Here is a 16,438-nt window from a genome sequence, read left to right as displayed (position 1 = left end):
ACTCTATCGATGATAGAGTGACAGTATTCCACAGTTTCCCTATCGGTGATAGAGATGAAGGACACAGGCGCGCGACTGACGCGCGACACGGTATTGCGCGCGGCGCTGGACTTGCTGGACGAAGTGGGGATCGACGGGCTGTCCACGCGGCGGCTCGCCGAGCGGCTCGGCGTGCAGTCGCCGACGCTGTACTGGCATTTCAGGAACAAGGCCGAGTTGCTCGACGCGATGGCCGAGGCGATCATGCTGGAGCGCCACGGTGAGTCGCTGCCGGAGCCGGGCGACGCATGGGATGCATGGCTCGCCGAGAATGCGCGCAGTTTCCGCCACGCGCTGCTCGCCTATCGCGACGGCGCGCGCCTGCACGCCGGCACGCGACCGCGCGCGCTGCATTTCAGTTCGATCGAGCGCAAGGTCGCGCTGCTCGGTGAAGCGGGTTTCAAGCCGGACGAGGCGGTCGACGTGATGGTCGCGATCGGGCGCTTCGTGGTCGGATGGGTGCTGGAAGAGCAGGCGCGGCCGGACGGCGACACCGATGCGCTGCTGCCGGATGCGGCCGAGTACCCGTTGTTCGCGCAAGGCTGGGCCGCGCTGCGCGAGCGCAGCGGCGACGAAGCGTTCGAGCGCGGCATCACGTGGATCGTCGACGGCGCCCGTGCGCGTCTGGCGGCGCGTCGGGCCGGCTGACGCGTCAGCTCGGCGTGCGGCCGTCGAGCACGCGTTCGAGCGCGTCGAGCGCGCGGGCCGTCGCATCCGGCGCGATGCAGTCGATCACGGTCCGTTCCGGCATCGCGCGCAGCCACGTGATCTGGCGCTTGCACAGCTGGCGTGTCGCGAAGATGCCCTTGTCGCGCATCGTCCGGTAGTCGGTATCGCCGTCGAGGAATTCCCATGCCTGCCGGTAGCCGACGCAACGCATCGACGGCAGGTCGGGATGGAGATCGTCGCGGCGCCGCAGCCGTTCGACTTCGTCGATGAAGCCCGCGTCGAGCATCGCGTCGAAGCGCTGCGCGATCCGCGCGTGCAGCACCGCGCGATCCGACGGCTCGAGCGCGACCGGCACGAAGCGGTACGCGGCGGCCGCATCGTCCGTGCGGCGCGGCGCGGCGAGCAGCGCCGACATCGGCTGCCCGCTCAGCATGAAGATTTCGAGCGCGCGCTGAATCCGCTGCGAATCGTTCGGCGCGAGCCGCGCGGCCGTGTCGGGGTCGACTTGCGCGAGCCGCGCGTGCAGCGCGGGCCAGCCGTCGCGCGCGGCGTCGGCGTCGAGTGCCGCGCGGACTTCCGGGTCGGCGCCCGGCAAGTCGTTGAGCCCTTGCGTGAGCGCTTTGTAGTACAGCATCGTGCCGCCCGCGAGCAACGGCGTGCGGCCGCGCGCGAGAATCTCGCCGATCAGCCGGAGCGTGTCCGCACGGAATTCCGCGGCCGAATACGTGTCGGCCGGGTCGATGATGTCGATCAGGTGATGCGGCACGCTCGCGCGCTCGTCGCGCGACGGTTTCGCGGTGCCGATATCCATGTCGCGGTAGACGAGCGCCGAATCGACGCTGACGATCTCGATCGGGCGGCGCGCGGCGAGCGCCAGCGCCGCGGCCGTCTTGCCGGAAGCGGTAGGGCCGAGCAGGCAGGCGATCGTCGTCGGGCGGGACTGCGAGGAAGCGCTCATTGCCCGCGCATGAAGAGACGGTCGAGATCGTTCAGCGTGAGCTGATACCAGGTCGGCCGGCCGTGATTGCACTGGTCCGCGCGCTCGGTCGCCTCCATCTGGCGCAGCAGCGCGTTCATCTCGTCGAGCGTCAGGCGCCGGTTCGCGCGCACCGCGTGATGGCACGCGAGCGTGCCGAGCAGCTCGTGCTGGCGCTCGGTGAGCACGCGCGAGCCGCCGAACGCGTGCAGGTCGGCGAGCACCGCGCGCGCGAGCGACTGCAGGTCGGCATCCTTCAGCAGCGCCGGCACCGCGCGGATCGCGAGCGTCGTCGGCGACAGCACCGCGAGGTCGAAGCCGAGCGATTCGAGCGTGTCGCGCTCTTCCTCGACCGTGCCGATCTCGACCGGCGTGGCCGTCATCGAGATCGGCAGCAGTAGCGACTGCACGGCGACGGTGCGGTCGGCGAGCGCGTTCTTGAACTGCTCGTACAGGATTCGCTCGTGGGCCGCGTGCATGTCGACGATCACGAGTCCGTACGCATTCTGCGCGAGCACGTAGATGCCGTGGATCTGGCCGAGCGCGAAGCCGAGCGGCTGCTCGTCGTGCGCGCCGGCGGCGAGCGGCGCCGCGGCGAAGCCCGGCAGCGGCGCGATCGGGGCGTCGGCGGTATCGGCCGCATCGCGCGCGATGCGCGTCGTGCCGTCCGGCGTGCCCGCGCCGCTGTCCTTGCGGCCGAACAGTGCGTCGTAGAGCGCGAGCGGCTGCGCGACGGGCAGCGTGCCCTGCGTCATCCGCGCCTGGCGCATCCAGGTGTTGCCCGCCGACGATGAAGACGACGGCGACGAGAAGCCGCTGCCGCTCGTGCCGCCGGTCGTGTGGCTCGTGCCCTGACCGAGCGGTGTGTCGAGGAACGACGCCGGCCCGCGCGACGCGGGCTCGAGATGCGCGGCATGGCCGCCCGCGGTGGTTTCCGGCGACGCGCCCGCGTGGCGCGCGAGCGCTCGCTGGACCGCATGGAACACGTACTGGTGGATCGAGCGCGAATCGCGGAACCGCACTTCGATCTTCGACGGATGCACGTTCACGTCGACGGCTTCGGGCGGCAGGTCGAGGAACAGCACGTACGACGGGTAGCGGTCGCCGTGCAGCACGTCCTCGTAGGCCGCGCGCACCGCGTGCGTCAGCAGCTTGTCTCGCACGAAGCGGCCGTTCACGAAGAAATACTGCTGGTCGGCGCGCCCGCGGCTCGCGGTCGGCAGGCCGGCGCAGCCGTAGACGGCGAGCGGGCCGGCCTGCTCGTCGAGCGGCAGGTGCGCGGTCGCGAAGCTGTCGCCGAGGATCTTCGCGACGCGCTGCGCGGGCTCCGTCGCATTCCAGTGCTCGACGGCCTTGCCGTTGTGCAGCACCGAGATCGCGACGTCCGGCCGCGCGAGCGCCGCGCGACGGATCATTTCCAGGCAGTGGCCGAATTCGGTCTGCTCGCTTTTCAGGAACTTGCGCCGCGCGGGCGTGTTGAAGTACAGCTCGCGCACCTCGATCGTCGTGCCGATCGAGCCGGCGGCGGGCGACAGCACGCCCGTCTGCGCATCGATCTTCATCGCGTGCGCGGCATCGGCCGTCCGGCTCGTGATCGACATGTCGGCCACCGACGCGATCGACGCGAGCGCTTCACCCCGAAAACCCAGCGTCGCGACCGCCTCGAGTTCCTCGAGCGAGCGGATCTTGCTGGTCGCGTGGCGCATCAGCGCGAGCGCCAGTTCGTCGGGCGGAATCCCGCAGCCGTCGTCGGTGATCGAGATGCGCTTGACGCCGCCTTCTTCCAGCACGATGCGCAACGTCGTCGCGCCTGCGTCCATCGCGTTCTCGAGCAGCTCCTTGACGACCGACGCCGGGCGTTCGACGACCTCGCCGGCGGCGATCTGGCTGATCAGCTGGTCGGGCAGGGGCTGGATCGCGCGCAGCGGGCGCGCGGCGGGGGCGGGCGCGGCGCCCGGGGCCGTTTCGGTGATATCGGACATGGCCGAATTATAGCGAGGCGGCGAACGCGTGCCGGCGCGGCCGGCCGTTACGTTTTTTCACGGAGCCTTAAGGTAGTTTCGGTATCATCACCCCGTTGCACGCGCCGCCTTGACTGGCGGGCGCCTCGGCCATGTCTGGCCTGTTCGGCCGTTCCGGCCCCATCGCCTTCGAGGAATCGCATTTGGATACGCTGCTTCATTTCGTCAACCTTGTCCTGCATATCGACGCTTTCCTCGGCGATTTCATCCGGCAGTACGGCGCGTGGGTCTATCTCGTCCTGTTCCTGATCGTGTTCTGCGAGACGGGGCTCGTCGTGTTCCCGTTCCTGCCCGGCGATTCGCTGCTGTTCATCGGCGGCGCGTTCGCGGCCACGGGCGAAATGAACGTCGGCCTGCTGATCGTGCTGCTGCTCGTCGCGGCGATTTCCGGCAACACCGTGAACTACCTGATCGGCCGCTGGGTCGGCCCGAAGGTGTTCAATACGCATATCCCGGTGCTCGAGCGGTTCCTCGATCGCGCCGCATTGCAGAAGACCCACTCGTTCTACGACAAGCACGGCGGCAAGACGATCGTGCTCGCGCGCTTCATCCCGGTCGTGCGCACGTTCGCGCCGTTCGTCGCGGGGGCTTCGTCGATGAGCGTCGCGCGCTTCCAGTTGTTCAACGTGATTGGCGCGCTGGTGTGGGTGCTGCTGCTCGTGCTGCTCGGCTATTTCTTCGGCAACATTCCGTTCATTCGCCAGTACCTGAATGTCATCGTGCTGGTCGGGATCGGCGCGGCGATCGTGCCGGTCGCGCTGGGTGCGGTGTGGAAGCTCGTGCGCGGGAAGCAGTCGGACAATGTGCCGAAGGCGGGCGGGCGCTGAGCGGGGGGCTTCGTTTTCGATGCAATAAAAAAGCGTGGCGGCTGCCACGCTTTTTTTCGTCCATGCGGCTCGGCCGCCGCGTCCGTTACGCGTTGCGTTGCGAGACCGGGGTTTCCGGCGTCGGATAGCCGGCTTCGCGGAACGTATCGAGGATCACGCGATTGGTGTCGCAGTACACCTGCCAGTAGTTCTCCGGCTGAGTCGACGGGCGCACGAACAGCAGCGGGCCTTCCGGCGTGAACTGCAGCACGCCGACGTCCGGTGCCGGCACTTTCAGCACGTTCGGCACCAGCTGGATCTGCGTCTTCAGGCGGTTGATCGCATCGGCCGCGTCGACGCTGTGCGCGATCTTCGCGGTCAGGTCGACGCGACGATGCGGCGTCGCGCTGTAGTTCGCGATGTTGTCCGAGAAGATCTTGTTGTTGCCGACGATCGTCACGATGTTGTCGGCGGTGATGATCGTCGTGCCGAACAGGCCGAGCTCCTTCACCGTGCCCGTGACGCCGCCCGCGCTGATCACGTCGCCGATCTTGAACGGGCGCAGCACCTGCATGAACACGCCGGCGGCGAAATGCGCGAGCAGGCCGCCCCAGGCCGTGCCGATCGCGAGGCCGAGGCCGGCGAGCAACGCGGCGAACGAGGTGGTCTGCACGCCGAAGATCTGCAGGATCGCGAGGATCAGCAGGATCGTCAGCAGCACGCCGACGACGGAAGTCAGGTAGTCGGTGAGCGTCGGGTCGACCTTGCCGCTGCGGCGAACGACCTTGCCGAGCAGGCGGGTACCGATGCGGATCGCCCAGCGGCCGACGAACCACAAGACGATCGCGGCGAGGAGGTTGAGGCCGAAGTCGAGGCCGCGGGTCATCAGGAATTGCTGGGCGGTGGCGAGATCGATCATGCGTTCTCCGAAGTCAAGGGTAAAGGGGCGGCGCATGCACCGGAATGGGAGGCGCTTTTATAACCTGACCTGGGAGGGGCGGGCAACCGGGCTGACATTGGTTGACGTAATGAAAAACGGGCAGGACGCCTGCGTGCTGCCCGTCTGGCGCATCGGATCGACGCCGGTTGCGGCGCGCGACCCCGAAGTTGCGGTGTTTACTTCGCTGCGCGTCCGTAGGTGTCCTCGAAGCGGACGATGTCGTCCTCGCCGAGGTACGCGCCCGACTGGACCTCGATCAGTTCGAGCGGGATCTTGCCGGGGTTCGTCAAACGGTGGGTCGCGCCGAGCGGGATGTAGGTCGACTGGTTCTCGGTCAGCATGATCTCCTTGTCGCCGTTCGTGACCATCGCCGTGCCCTTCACGACGATCCAGTGTTCGGCGCGATGGTGGTGCATCTGCAGGCTCAGCTGTGCGCCCGGGTTCACGATGATGCGCTTGACCTGGAAGCGATCGCCCTGGTCGATGCCTTCGTACGAGCCCCATGGGCGCACAACGCGGCGGTGCGTGACCGATTCGTGGCGGCCGGACGCGTTCAGCCATTCGACGATTTTCTTGACGTCCTGGGCTTTGTCGCGATGCGCGACGAGCACGGCGTCGGCGGTTTCCACGATCACGATGTTGTCGAGGCCGAGGGCGGCGACCATCCGGTGTTCGGCGCGGATGTACGAGTTCTTTACCGAGTCGGTGAAGATGTCGCCGATCAGCGCGTTGCCTTGTTCGTCAGCTTCTGCAATGTCAGCAAGCGCGCTCCACGATCCGATGTCGTTCCAGCCGAGGTCCGCTGCCGCGACGACTGCGGCGCGCTCGGTCTTCTCCATCACCGCGTAGTCGATCGAGACGTTCGGGCAGGCGGCGAACACGTCTGCGTCGAGGCGGACGAAGTCGTTGTCGCGCTTGGCGGATTCGAGCGCGAGTTCTGCCTGGCGGGCGATTTCCGGTGCATGGCGATGCAGTTCCTCCATGTACGTGGACGCCTTCAGCATGAACATGCCGCTGTTCCAGTAGTAGTTGCCGTCGCTGAGGAAGCGTTCGGCCGTCGGTGCGTCGGGTTTTTCGACGAACGCGTCGACCTGAAAAGCCGAAATGCCGTCGGCCACGGGCAATCCGCGACGGATATAGCCATAACCGGTATGTGGTTCGGCCGGTTTGATGCCGAAGGTGACGAGATGCCCCTGCTTGGCAATCGATGCTGCTTCTGCGGTTGTTGCTACAAAGGCAGCTTCGTTTTGGATGACATGATCGGACGGCAGCACTAGAAGCAGTGCATCAGGATTGCTCTGTTGTGCCAATAGAGCGGCGATTGCTATCGCCGGTGCTGTGTTACGAGCGATCGGCTCAAGCACGATCGAAGATGGCACGACGCCGATCTGTCGAAGTTGTTCCGCGACCAAGAAGCGTTGCTCATTGTTCGTGACGACGATCGGGTTAATAGCGTTCGGTATATTGCGCAGGCGTAGCGCTGTTTGCTGCACGAGCGTACTGTCACCCGTGAGTTTCAGGTACTGTTTGGGATAGCCGCCGCGTGACATCGGCCAGAGCCGAGTGCCGCTACCACCGCATAGGATGACCGGATAAATCATAGGATGCCTCGAGTTGAATTACCTCTGATATCAGTTTTCGACCGACATAGAGGAAAGGGTGAAATGCGATATCGTTGAAAGCCCTTTACGTCTGCCTGCGCCACCTCGGTTGGGAGTTGTCGGTTGGGCGGTGTCGACAGTGCCATAACGCATGCCAAAGCACATTACGGCTCCATCGTGCGGCTTTGACGAAAAAGCGCTTGTGGTCCTTGCGGATTTCGCCAAGAGGGCGATTGGCGATCTGCGATAACCGCAGAACGACCGCCTCGGGGCTGGTGAATAGTGCGAGATCCCAGTCCCAATAGATTGGATACCGGATCAATACGCCGGCTGTCAGCATGTCGAGCGTCAGCGTTCGGGCTCTCCAGGGCTGGGGTAGCGCATCGTGGGTGAGCCCCCAGCCAGCATAGAACGGCAGTCCATAGGTGTACACTTCTTTACCACGTAACAATGCTTCAAAGCCTGTCAATGAAGACAGCGTATGGACTTCGTCTACTGCGGCGATGAGCGATGCGAGGTCTGCTCGGTCATCGACGATGTCAGCGAGTTTCGCGCCATCGATGACACCGGGTCTATTTCCGGACATCACGTCAGGATGCGGCTTATACACGATGAACGCGTCGGGATAGCGCGAACGCACCTCCTTAAGCAAGGCTTCGGCTGTTGCGATACTCCCGGTTCCCAGCCGGATAGAAGCGTCATCCGCAACCTGGCCAGCAACCAATGCAATGCGTCTTCCCGACGGGGCGCGCCAGACGGGCGCTCGCCTGCCAAGATTGTATTTGGTCAGCCCGAATCGCACGATAGCGTGGCGCAACGCTGCTGCGCGCTCGAGTTCCCGTTCATCAAACTGCGCCGTATTGAGTATCGTGGTCAAGTCACTTGGACGGGTGGCGTCGAAGTAGATTCCCTGAAAATCGAGTACCTGGCTATACGGCGCTGACATGTCCGAGCCGAGACCCGCCGAATGCAGAAAGCCGTCCTCTATACGAACCACGCGCGTGCCGGTGGGCAAACCGACTGCGGTGCGGCCACCCCAAACGGCTGCGGTCTCGTTAGAGCCAACGTCTCCGGTTTTTCCAACCCAACGGAGGTTGCTGCCCCCAGCACGCAGGTAAGGAGTGGCATAGGAGCGTTTCCACCACTGAAAGCGCAAAGCGGCGATCGCCGTCAAGTCGAAGAAGCGAGTAGCGACCGAGTGCTGCAGGGCGACACTATCCAGCGTCGCGTCCAGCGAACCCGGCTGACCGGTGGTCGAATCGAGGTAACGAGCAAGCTGTTGAAACACTACGTTGAAGAACGTGTTGCGCGTAGGGCGCGCCGTGCGTTCGGGCATCACCGCATAGTCTTGAGTGAGACCCCAGCCCGAATAGTAAGGAGTTCCAAAGACATGAGTTGGAATGCCTGCCAACAGAGCGGCCATTCCTTCCGAGGCGCCGACGACATACACTGCATCTATTCGATCGAGCATTTCGTATAGTGAGTGGTCGACTTCGAGTAAGGCCGTATCCGGGGGCAGTGTCGTCTGGCTTGACAGCCAAGTGCCTTGGCCGGAGTCTGCCGACCTCAGTAGCCAGAATTGTGCGTCAGGATGCGAACGGCGTGCATTGGCCACCATTTCAGTGAAGGCCGCTCTTCGAGAGACGCGCGACGTGCAGTAGTCAATGTGAGTAGTTGTGCGCTCGTCCAGCAAAACGACTCGCGAGGTGGCACATGAATCGTGCCATTGTTTCGGCAATGGGCTGACGCGATGACGGATATGGAGAGCATCCGTTTCGAGAACGCGGGCGATGGCATCCTCTATATGTTCCTTTGGCGTGGCATCTGAGGAGCGCACAAGTTGCGACTCCAGTGCGGCAACGAATCCGCCGCGAGAGATGCAATCATCAGGACACACGAACCACGAAAGTGGCGGTGCATGTTGCTTGCGGTGCCCAAGTATCGGTCCGGGATAGGTCGCTTGCATTGCGGCTCCGACGACGAGTGCCGAACGAGCCGCAATGCGACCCACCAACGTGTCTACCCAGATCAGCGGTGACCTACCGGTCATCCATCCGATCAGTCGTCTGCCGCGAACGACCGAACGCACGTTGAATTCGCGATCGGCCGCCGACGTGAAGTAGGAGTGTGACGGGGGCATCATTTAACGTAGCGAATCGAGAAAGCTATCAACTTGCTCGAAATGTTCGCTCCATGTTGGCGTGCGGAAGCTAGCGATTTTTTGAATCCGATGGCGACGCTCAGGGCTGTCATATTCCATATAGGCCCGGATATTGGCATACCAGCCGGGACCATCTAGCGGATCAAGATACGTGGGGAAATCCGACGCAATCTCGTGGAACACCGGGAGGTCACTCGCGATTACTGGTACACCGAGGCCCAAAGCTTCCACAAGCGGCATGCCGTAACCTTCGACGAAAGAAGGGAACAATAACGCGCGCGCGTGCTGCAGCCACGCGTTGAGTTGTATATCACTGCAGTCCGATTCTTCGATGACCACTCGACGCAGCGGCTCACAGCGCTCGAGCATATCTATAACGTTTTCGCATTCCCAGCCACGTCGACCGATAATGACAAGCTTGGGTGCGTCGTTACCCATCTGTTCAACAAGACGCCGCCAGACATGAAGGATGAACCAGTGATTCTTGCGAGGTTCGATCGTGCCCAACATAACGAAATACGGCTCGTCGATGGGGGCCGGAGATGACGAGCACTCTACTGTACCCGGCGCCAGGCGCGCGACCACAGTAGGTGGAGGTTTTGTTATGCCCGCTTTTACTGCCTCTGCTAAAAGACTCTCCAGGGTGGCATCGGAGTTCGCGATCAGTCCAGCAGCACGTCGCAGCGCGGTATCGATTCTATGACGATGCAATGTATCGACGCCAGGGCGACAAAATTCGGCGTGAGTTACAGGAATCAAATCGTGAATCAAGAAGACCGGGCGAATATTTCGACGCGCCAGAGCGTCATAGTAACGGCCGTGCTCCATCCCGTTGTGACTGGTATGTAGCAATATGCCGCCGTTCGTTGCCTGTCTCGAGACGCTCTGCATGCATGCTCGCGCCACAATTTTGCGTATCGCCCAGCGGTCGATTTTTGAGGAGAGTAGTAGGTCGAAGGTCGCGCGCGTATCGGCGGCGGACAAGATGGAACAGAAGCCCTGCTCACTTAGCACCGCGCGCGCGTTTGTTCCGTATCGCTGGATGTAAGCGAGCCCGACGCGATCGACCCCGGTAGGGCGCAGTCCATCGTACAACCGCGTCATCAGGCGGGAGACATCAAGGAAGATATTCAACACTGCTGTTACATTTGTGTGCTAGTCAATCGAGACGCGTACGCACTTCGAGCGTGGTTTTTTTGCTTCTGCGCTTCATTCTAATGGACTACGTGAGACAATTTGCGCCGAACTCAATCACGTGTGTCAAAAATGCTGCATTTGTTTCGAGGTATCGGTGGGCGATTGCTCTGCTGCGGCGTCGTATGGCTTGCAGGCTGTTCTGCAATTCCGACGTCGGGCCCAAGTAGAGCTCAGATCGATGGTGCAGGGCAGGCCCGGAATAACGCTTCCGGCATCCAGATCGTCGATGTAACGGATGAAGTTGCACGCCAGTTGTATGCAGATCGCAAGCAAACTGACTTTTTTTCGACGCTTGGCGGAGGGGCGGAATTCCAGCAGCAACTCGGGACTGGCGATACCGTTTCCGTGTCGATTTGGGAGGCGCCGCCTGCGGCTTTGTTTGGTGCGGGCCAGCAGCTTGAGTCGGCCAGCGGCGTGAATGGCGCGCGTGTTACGGTCCTGCCGGATCAGATGATCGACGCTGATGGCAATATAAATGTGCCCTTTATCGGCGCGGTCAAGGCCGCCGGTAGTACGTCCTCGCAATTGCAGGAGCGTATCGCCGCAAGGCTGCGCGGCATGGCTCACAACCCGCAAGTTCTTGTCAAGTTGTCCAAGAATGTGACGTCGTATGTGACCATCGTCGGCGATGTCGCCGCCAGCAACAGGATGCAACTGACCGCGCGTGGTGAGCGCCTACTTGACGCGCTGGCGACGGCAGGCGGCGTGCGCGAGTCGATCAATAAAGTGACAATACAAGTTACGCGGGGTAACACCGTCGTTTCGCAGCCGCTGGAAGCGATCATCCGGGATCCTCGCCAAAATGTCGTGTTGCGAGCCGGCGATGTCGTGACAGCGTTATATCAGCCATACAGCTTTACGGCGCTTGGAGCTACCGGCAAGAATCAAGAGGTTAACTTCGAAGCGCAGGGGATCACACTGGCGCAAGCGTTGGCGAGGGCCGGGGGATTGGAGGACTCGCGTTCCGATGCACAGGGCGTATTTATTTTCCGACTGGAAGATCAGAATGCGATTACATGGCCCAATTCACCTGTCCGAACTACGGCCGACGGCAAAGTTCCGGTTATTTATCGAGTGAATTTGCGCGATCCGAATGCATTCTTCGTCGCGCAGAGTTTCATGATGGATAATAAGGACTTGCTCTATGTCTCGAACGCACCGGTTACTGAAATTCAAAAGGTGCTGAATCTTGTATTTTCGGTCGCCTATCCGGTCGTGACCGGCGTCCAGAATTTCAAATAGTTGTGTACGTCCATCGCACTGGATGTCGGCCGTCACCTATTGTGCGGTCGAGCGGCCCATGCGCTGGCCATCTGATCAAGATATCTATGTTGTGACCCGTTTCAATGAATAAAGTTGTTGCTATCGACGGACACAATCTTGCGCTCCAACGCGGAACGGGCGTTGCCACCTACGCTCGCAATCTCGCGAATCACGTGAGTCAGATGGGGGGGCGTACCCAGACACTATATGGTGCCCCAATTTCGCCGAAGCTGCTTCCGTTGCTGCGTGAGATATCGTTCTTCGACTATCTTGGTGGAACAACGCCGAATCGCAAGTTGCTCCAGACTACCGTGTCTTACGTGAAGTCGACACTGTCGGCTCCGTTCGGCTATGAAGCCAGCCCCATATCAATCTCGGGGAAGGTGGAAACTGCCCGTTTTGCGGAGCGGTTACCGAGAGAATCCGATATTTGGAATGTGACAGATCTCTTTTCTGTCGCGCGTGCGCATTTCCGGCGCTATGGAAAATTCCTCACGATTCGTCTTCCACAAAAGCCGGACGTGATGCATTGGACCTACCCACTTCCTATTCGCATAGAGGGTGTACCTAACGTCTACACGATTCACGACCTCGTACCGCTGCGATTGCCGTATACCACTCTCGACAACAAGCGCTATTACTACCGATTGATCAAGTCTTGCCTTGAAACGAGCGCCCACATCTGTACGGTGTCGGAGCGTTCCAAGGCGGATATTATTGAATTGTTCGGTACGTCGCCGCAACACGTCAGCAACACCTATCAGGCTGTTGATACAAGCGACGTGGCCGCTGGCAAGAGTCTGTATGATGCGGAGCTTGAGGTCGAGGGGGTTTTTGGACTGGAGCCTCGGAGTTATTTCTTGTTCTTCGGTGCAATTGAGCCGAAGAAGAATGTTGGGCGTCTGGTCGAGGCATTTCTCTCTGCTCGATTGAACACGCAGTTGGTTATTGTCGGTTCGCTCGCATGGAAGGCAGATGAGGAAATGAAACTCATTAACGCAATGCTGAAGCAGCGGCCAGACCTGAGGCGTCGAATTCATGTATTCGACTACACGCCGCGCTCATTCCTGATCAGCCTTATTCGCGCGGCCAAGGCTGTGGTGTTTCCGTCGCTATACGAGGGATTTGGCCTGCCAATTCTTGAGGCCATGCAGCTTGGTACCCCTACGTTATGCTCGACGGGCGGTTCGCTGCCGGAAATCGCTGGAGATGCCAGCGTAATTGTCGATCCGTACGACGTGAACTCGATTGCTCATGGCTTGCGGCAACTCGAACAGGACGCTGAGTTGCGAGCTCAACTTGCGGTACGTGGAGTCGCACGTGCTCAAATGTTCGATTCAGCGGCTTATGCCGACCGCCTGCAGGCAATGTATAACCGTATATTGCCTTGATGTTCATATCGACCCGGGCGCACGGTCGTTTCGAAATATTTCGATAGAGGCAAGATATCAATGATGTTGTTGAGGCGAGCTGCAAAGTTGTTCGGTGGTAATCGATCGGATGAGTCGAATGGGATCGCAACCACCACGGCGGCGGCATCGGCTGCCGAGACAATTTGCTCATTATTGGCGGCTGAGCAGGAGATCAAGTCTGTCGTGGGTGCCTTCAAAGGCGGTCGGCTCGTCTCGTCAGGTGCCGCGGGTTGGTTGACCTACGGACCGTATTTGACCTTGGACAAGGGACGATATCGTGTCGATATTGACGGCGAGGGCACGATTGCCGATGGCGGCATATGTCTTGTCGAGGTGACCGTCGATCTTGGAAAGCACGTAGTGGCTCAAATGGAAGCGAGCACGTCAAGCCGAGGGTTGGTTCGGAACCTGATTTTCACTCTCGACGTGCCTTGTCAAGATCTCGAAATTCGCACGCATGTTGACGCACACTCGACGGTGGTCATTGACCGGGTTAGCGTGACAAAGCTCGTTTCTACGGAAGCTAATAGTCAGCGTTGCAAGCGAGTAATTTTTGATAATGAGGAGACGATTGCCGAGCTAACATCTGTTGGTTCGGATACGATTATTGTTACGTTTCAGCCATTTGACTATGTTGGCTTCGAGAGGCCGGGATTTGGAGAGGATTATTTCTCATCCTTGGGTTTGGATGTACTGTGCTTTAAGCCGAAGCGTAATATTTGGTATCAGGACATCACCACCGGTATGATTGAGCATTACTGTCGCCCTTTGCTCAAAGGGTATAGTCGACGTATTTCGTATGGATCGAGTATGGGTGCATATGCTGCGTTGTATTTCGCTCAAGCATTCGATGTGGATAAAGTCATTGCAATTAGTCCGCAATACTCGCCAAGGCCGGCAGATACGTCATTCGAAGATCGATGGCATGACGTGCGTCACCGTATGGGCTACTCCCATAGATGGCGTGAACCAGTCAGGCAACACGCGTATTTCATTTATGATTCGAGGATGGCCTCTGATCGGCGCCATGTAGAGTGCCTGAAATTTGTGTTTCCGAATCACGACGATATTGCATTGCCTTTCTCTGGGCACCCCAGTGCAACTGCACTATTCGAATGTCGTCGACTCAGCACGTTGATTCGCGATCTAATCGAAGATGTGCCGATTTCGGTGCGCCAGCTGCGCGCGGATATTCGAAACGGATCTCAACACTACGCTCGGTCGCTGCTCTTGGCCAGTGCTGAACGACACGGATCATGGACGATAGGCTTGTTCCGGCATTTCGTACATGTGCATCGTTTTGATAAGCGCTGGATTCAGTCAATTAGTTCCCAGCTTAATGCAAAACTCATTGCCGTAGGACGGCAATGGGAAGCCTCGGAACTCGAGGCGACGACGATGGAAGCGGATCTTTAAGCGTCAGGCACATACCGACGTTTATTCGAATAGCCGCAATGACGAGGCTGGATGGTCGAAGCAGAGCTCAAGGTGAGTCACGCCTCCACATGCTCGTTCTTCCGCTTCGTAACGTTCGAGCAATTGTGATAAATCCGCCATGGTTTCGTATTGGCCGTCCGCGCCGATGAGACGGCAGTGGTAACCGAGTTCGGCGAATACTTGCCAGTAGGCATCGGGTGAAGTGTTCGAGACGTCAGCTTGATAGGCGGGGGAGTACTCCGACAAGACGACCGGTTTAAATCGATCGAGTAATCTTTGCGCACCTCGCATGACGGGAAGTTCATTGCCGCCTACGGCGACCTTTACGAGATCGCAGCGCGTGAGATCGCAGAGTGCAGCGTCAGCTTGTATTGCGGAAACAAGATCGAGTTGTGAGTAGTCAATCAAATGACCCGGTATCGCGCCGACTGGCTTTACGACACAGTTGGTCGATGCCAAGTTGTGAACGATTGCCAGCGTATCGAATCGCTCGTACAACGCGACGTTGTGTACCTCGATATTGGAGAGATTGTTGATGGCTGACGCGTGCAACAGTGCGGAGATCGCCTTGGCACTCGGGTCAAAGGCGATGACTCTTCCGCTCGGCCCAACGCGTCGTGCCGCGAGCAAACTGAAGAAACCGATGTTGGCGCCGACGTCGATGACCACGTGACCGTTATGCAGCAATCTTTCGAACAAGGGAATAAATCGTGGTCGAAAAAGCCCTCCATCCTGAAGATAGCGGGCTGCAAAGTGTCCCTCCGGAATGGCTAGCGTGAAGTCGCACGCACGCACGAAGGTGTGCCGGCGAGTGCGTGAAGCCGCTTCGGTCTGAAAGCGTTCGAGCACATAGCGAAGCTGCGGTGCGAACCGATCTGCTGTAGTGAGCAAATGGAGATTTCCGGCATCATCTTCCGCTACATCGCTTGGTTGTAGATCCGCCGGTGCAATCGTCGGCCATTTCGAGCAAAGTGCCAAGTTGCTCTCTTCGAATTTTGATTGCAGTCTCTCTTGATCGTGGCGCGACAAACTGAGCTTGTTTGTCGCGCCGAAGTCCTTGAGATACGTGGCAACCGATTCGAGTGTGCTACCCGATAAGCGAGCCGCATTCAGAAGTGCAATCGATTCAACGTCAATAGACTGGTTGATACGTTCGAGTCCAATTTCTTCAATCTGAATGTCGAATTTGTTCGTTAGATATGCGAGTGTATCGCGATTCCGTTTATAAGGAATCGGTTTAATGGAATCCCGACCGAAACTATTTGCCCATCGATCAAGTAAAAGGTCGAAATTAAAATACTGCTCGTCTTCAGCGAGATCATGGATCATCGACTCGTTGATTTCGATCCCGTCGCAGGCGAGTGTTGATATTCTGGAAATCAGTACATCGATCTGAGGTCGAATAAAGCAAACGACCTCGATTTCGTCAAAGTGCCGATAGAGCATGTCGGCGAGTCGAGCTGTTTCATTTGTATTGCGATACAAACTGCTGAAATACTCACAACTGACGATAAAGTATCGGCAGTTGCGGGATAGTGCCGCATCGACATCGCTCTGTAGATCGCTTTCAATCGACGCGCAAAGCGCCGCGTACTGTTGTGAGTCTTGGACGCCGAATGAGGCAAGTCGGTCGTCCGTCATCACATTTAGTGGGTCCCTCCCATAGAGCGACAGTTTGCGATGAGCATATTCGCCTAGCACTCGCGAGTACCATACACCTTGGGTGGCGAGGCGGTCTCGTTGATGTGCAAGCGTGAGCTGCAGTGAAGAGCTTCCCGTCTTCTCGGTGCCAATGTGGAGAATCAGCTTCATAGAAATAGAGCGGTGTGATCGCAATTCGTGTCCTGCGGTAGACACCGGTGGTAGCAAAACGGCACAACATGCGCCGGTTCGCGGGGATATTGTCTTCCGGACGT

General features: G+C 59.6%; 12 protein-coding genes. 5 read left to right on the top strand and 7 right to left on the bottom strand.

All coding sequences use genetic code 11. The features are described from left to right. Positions 1-54: 54 nt before the first annotated feature. Positions 55-687, top strand: coding sequence for a tetracycline resistance transcriptional repressor TetR (tetR, locus tag HWX07_RS12710; protein WP_175876472.1), 633 nt, complete (start codon positions 55-57; stop codon positions 685-687). 4 nt (positions 688-691) lie between these two features. Here the strand turns inward: tetR and miaA are convergent, their stop codons facing one another. Together miaA and mutL are read right to left on the bottom strand one after the other, a co-directional pair. Then, positions 692-1,666, bottom strand: a complete 975-nt coding sequence (miaA, locus tag HWX07_RS12705) for a tRNA (adenosine(37)-N6)-dimethylallyltransferase MiaA (RefSeq protein ID WP_175876471.1) — start codon at positions 1,664-1,666, stop codon at positions 692-694. Beyond that, the gene (mutL, locus tag HWX07_RS12700; protein ID WP_175876470.1) at positions 1,663-3,666 is read right to left on the bottom strand and encodes a DNA mismatch repair endonuclease MutL; all 2,004 of its coding nucleotides are present in this window, start codon (positions 3,664-3,666) and stop codon (positions 1,663-1,665) included. Before mutL ends, miaA begins: the two co-directional genes overlap by 4 nt. 182 nt (positions 3,667-3,848) lie before the next feature. On the opposite strand from mutL, the gene HWX07_RS12695 reads away from it, so the two are divergent. Continuing rightward, positions 3,849-4,532, top strand: a complete 684-nt coding sequence (locus tag HWX07_RS12695; RefSeq protein WP_174389351.1) for a DedA family protein — start codon at positions 3,849-3,851, stop codon at positions 4,530-4,532. Positions 4,533-4,617: 85 nt separating this feature from the next. On the opposite strand, the gene HWX07_RS12690 is transcribed toward HWX07_RS12695, so the two are convergent. From HWX07_RS12690 to HWX07_RS12675, 4 genes are all read right to left on the bottom strand, one after another. Further along, positions 4,618-5,430, bottom strand: a complete 813-nt coding sequence (locus HWX07_RS12690) for a mechanosensitive ion channel family protein (RefSeq protein ID WP_006497479.1) — start codon at positions 5,428-5,430, stop codon at positions 4,618-4,620. A gap of 197 nt (positions 5,431-5,627) precedes the next feature. Next, positions 5,628-7,052: a mannose-1-phosphate guanylyltransferase/mannose-6-phosphate isomerase gene (locus HWX07_RS12685; protein ID WP_175876469.1), complete on the bottom strand. Its 1,425-nt coding sequence runs from the start codon at positions 7,050-7,052 to the stop codon at positions 5,628-5,630. Positions 7,053-7,137: 85 nt separating this feature from the next. Next, positions 7,138-9,195, bottom strand: coding sequence for a capsular biosynthesis protein (locus tag HWX07_RS12680; protein ID WP_175876468.1), 2,058 nt, complete (start codon positions 9,193-9,195; stop codon positions 7,138-7,140). Beyond that, complete coding sequence (locus HWX07_RS12675) at positions 9,196-10,350, bottom strand: glycosyltransferase family 1 protein (RefSeq protein WP_156349288.1); 1,155 nt, start codon at positions 10,348-10,350, stop codon at positions 9,196-9,198. Positions 10,351-10,479: 129 nt separating this feature from the next. Between HWX07_RS12675 and HWX07_RS12670 the strand changes: the two genes are divergently transcribed. The 3 genes from HWX07_RS12670 to HWX07_RS12660 all read left to right on the top strand — a co-directional run bounded on the left by HWX07_RS12670 (position 10,480) and on the right by HWX07_RS12660 (position 14,501). Continuing rightward, positions 10,480-11,652: a polysaccharide biosynthesis/export family protein gene (locus tag HWX07_RS12670; protein ID WP_050780481.1), complete on the top strand. Its 1,173-nt coding sequence runs from the start codon at positions 10,480-10,482 to the stop codon at positions 11,650-11,652. Between the two features lie 104 nt (positions 11,653-11,756). Continuing rightward, a complete protein-coding gene (locus tag HWX07_RS12665; protein ID WP_175876467.1) occupies positions 11,757-13,064 on the top strand; it encodes a glycosyltransferase family 1 protein in 1,308 nt (435 codons plus the stop codon). 60 nt (positions 13,065-13,124) lie between these two features. After that, positions 13,125-14,501 (top strand): hypothetical protein, encoded by a 1,377-nt coding sequence (locus HWX07_RS12660; protein WP_175876466.1) that lies wholly within the window; start codon positions 13,125-13,127, stop codon positions 14,499-14,501. A gap of 21 nt (positions 14,502-14,522) precedes the next feature. On the opposite strand, the gene HWX07_RS12655 is transcribed toward HWX07_RS12660, so the two are convergent. Continuing rightward, complete coding sequence (locus HWX07_RS12655; protein ID WP_237666337.1) at positions 14,523-16,334, bottom strand: FkbM family methyltransferase; 1,812 nt, start codon at positions 16,332-16,334, stop codon at positions 14,523-14,525. Between the last annotated feature and the right edge of the window lie 104 nt (positions 16,335-16,438).

This window comes from Burkholderia sp. BCC0097 (assembly GCF_902832985.1).
Lineage (GTDB): Bacteria > Pseudomonadota > Gammaproteobacteria > Burkholderiales > Burkholderiaceae > Burkholderia > Burkholderia orbicola.
This window is presented reverse-complemented; position numbering and strand designations above follow the sequence as displayed.

What these genes read in the sequence shown, in the direction of transcription:
- miaA (WP_175876471.1), bottom strand. Translation starts at nt 1,666, where the DNA reads ATGAGCGCTTCCTCGCAGTCCCGCCCGACGACGATCGCCTGCCTGCTC.
- HWX07_RS12680 (WP_175876468.1), bottom strand. Translation starts at nt 9,195, where the DNA reads ATGATGCCCCCGTCACACTCCTACTTCACGTCGGCGGCCGATCGCGAA.
- tetR (WP_175876472.1), top strand. Translation starts at nt 55, where the DNA reads ATGAAGGACACAGGCGCGCGACTGACGCGCGACACGGTATTGCGCGCG.
- HWX07_RS12660 (WP_175876466.1), top strand. Translation starts at nt 13,125, where the DNA reads ATGATGTTGTTGAGGCGAGCTGCAAAGTTGTTCGGTGGTAATCGATCG.
- HWX07_RS12655 (WP_237666337.1), bottom strand. Translation starts at nt 16,334, where the DNA reads ATGAAGCTGATTCTCCACATTGGCACCGAGAAGACGGGAAGCTCTTCA.
- mutL (WP_175876470.1), bottom strand. Translation starts at nt 3,666, where the DNA reads ATGTCCGATATCACCGAAACGGCCCCGGGCGCCGCGCCCGCCCCCGCC.
- HWX07_RS12670 (WP_050780481.1), top strand. Translation starts at nt 10,480, where the DNA reads ATGCTGCATTTGTTTCGAGGTATCGGTGGGCGATTGCTCTGCTGCGGC.
- HWX07_RS12685 (WP_175876469.1), bottom strand. Translation starts at nt 7,052, where the DNA reads ATGATTTATCCGGTCATCCTATGCGGTGGTAGCGGCACTCGGCTCTGG.
- HWX07_RS12665 (WP_175876467.1), top strand. Translation starts at nt 11,757, where the DNA reads ATGAATAAAGTTGTTGCTATCGACGGACACAATCTTGCGCTCCAACGC.
- HWX07_RS12690 (WP_006497479.1), bottom strand. Translation starts at nt 5,430, where the DNA reads ATGATCGATCTCGCCACCGCCCAGCAATTCCTGATGACCCGCGGCCTC.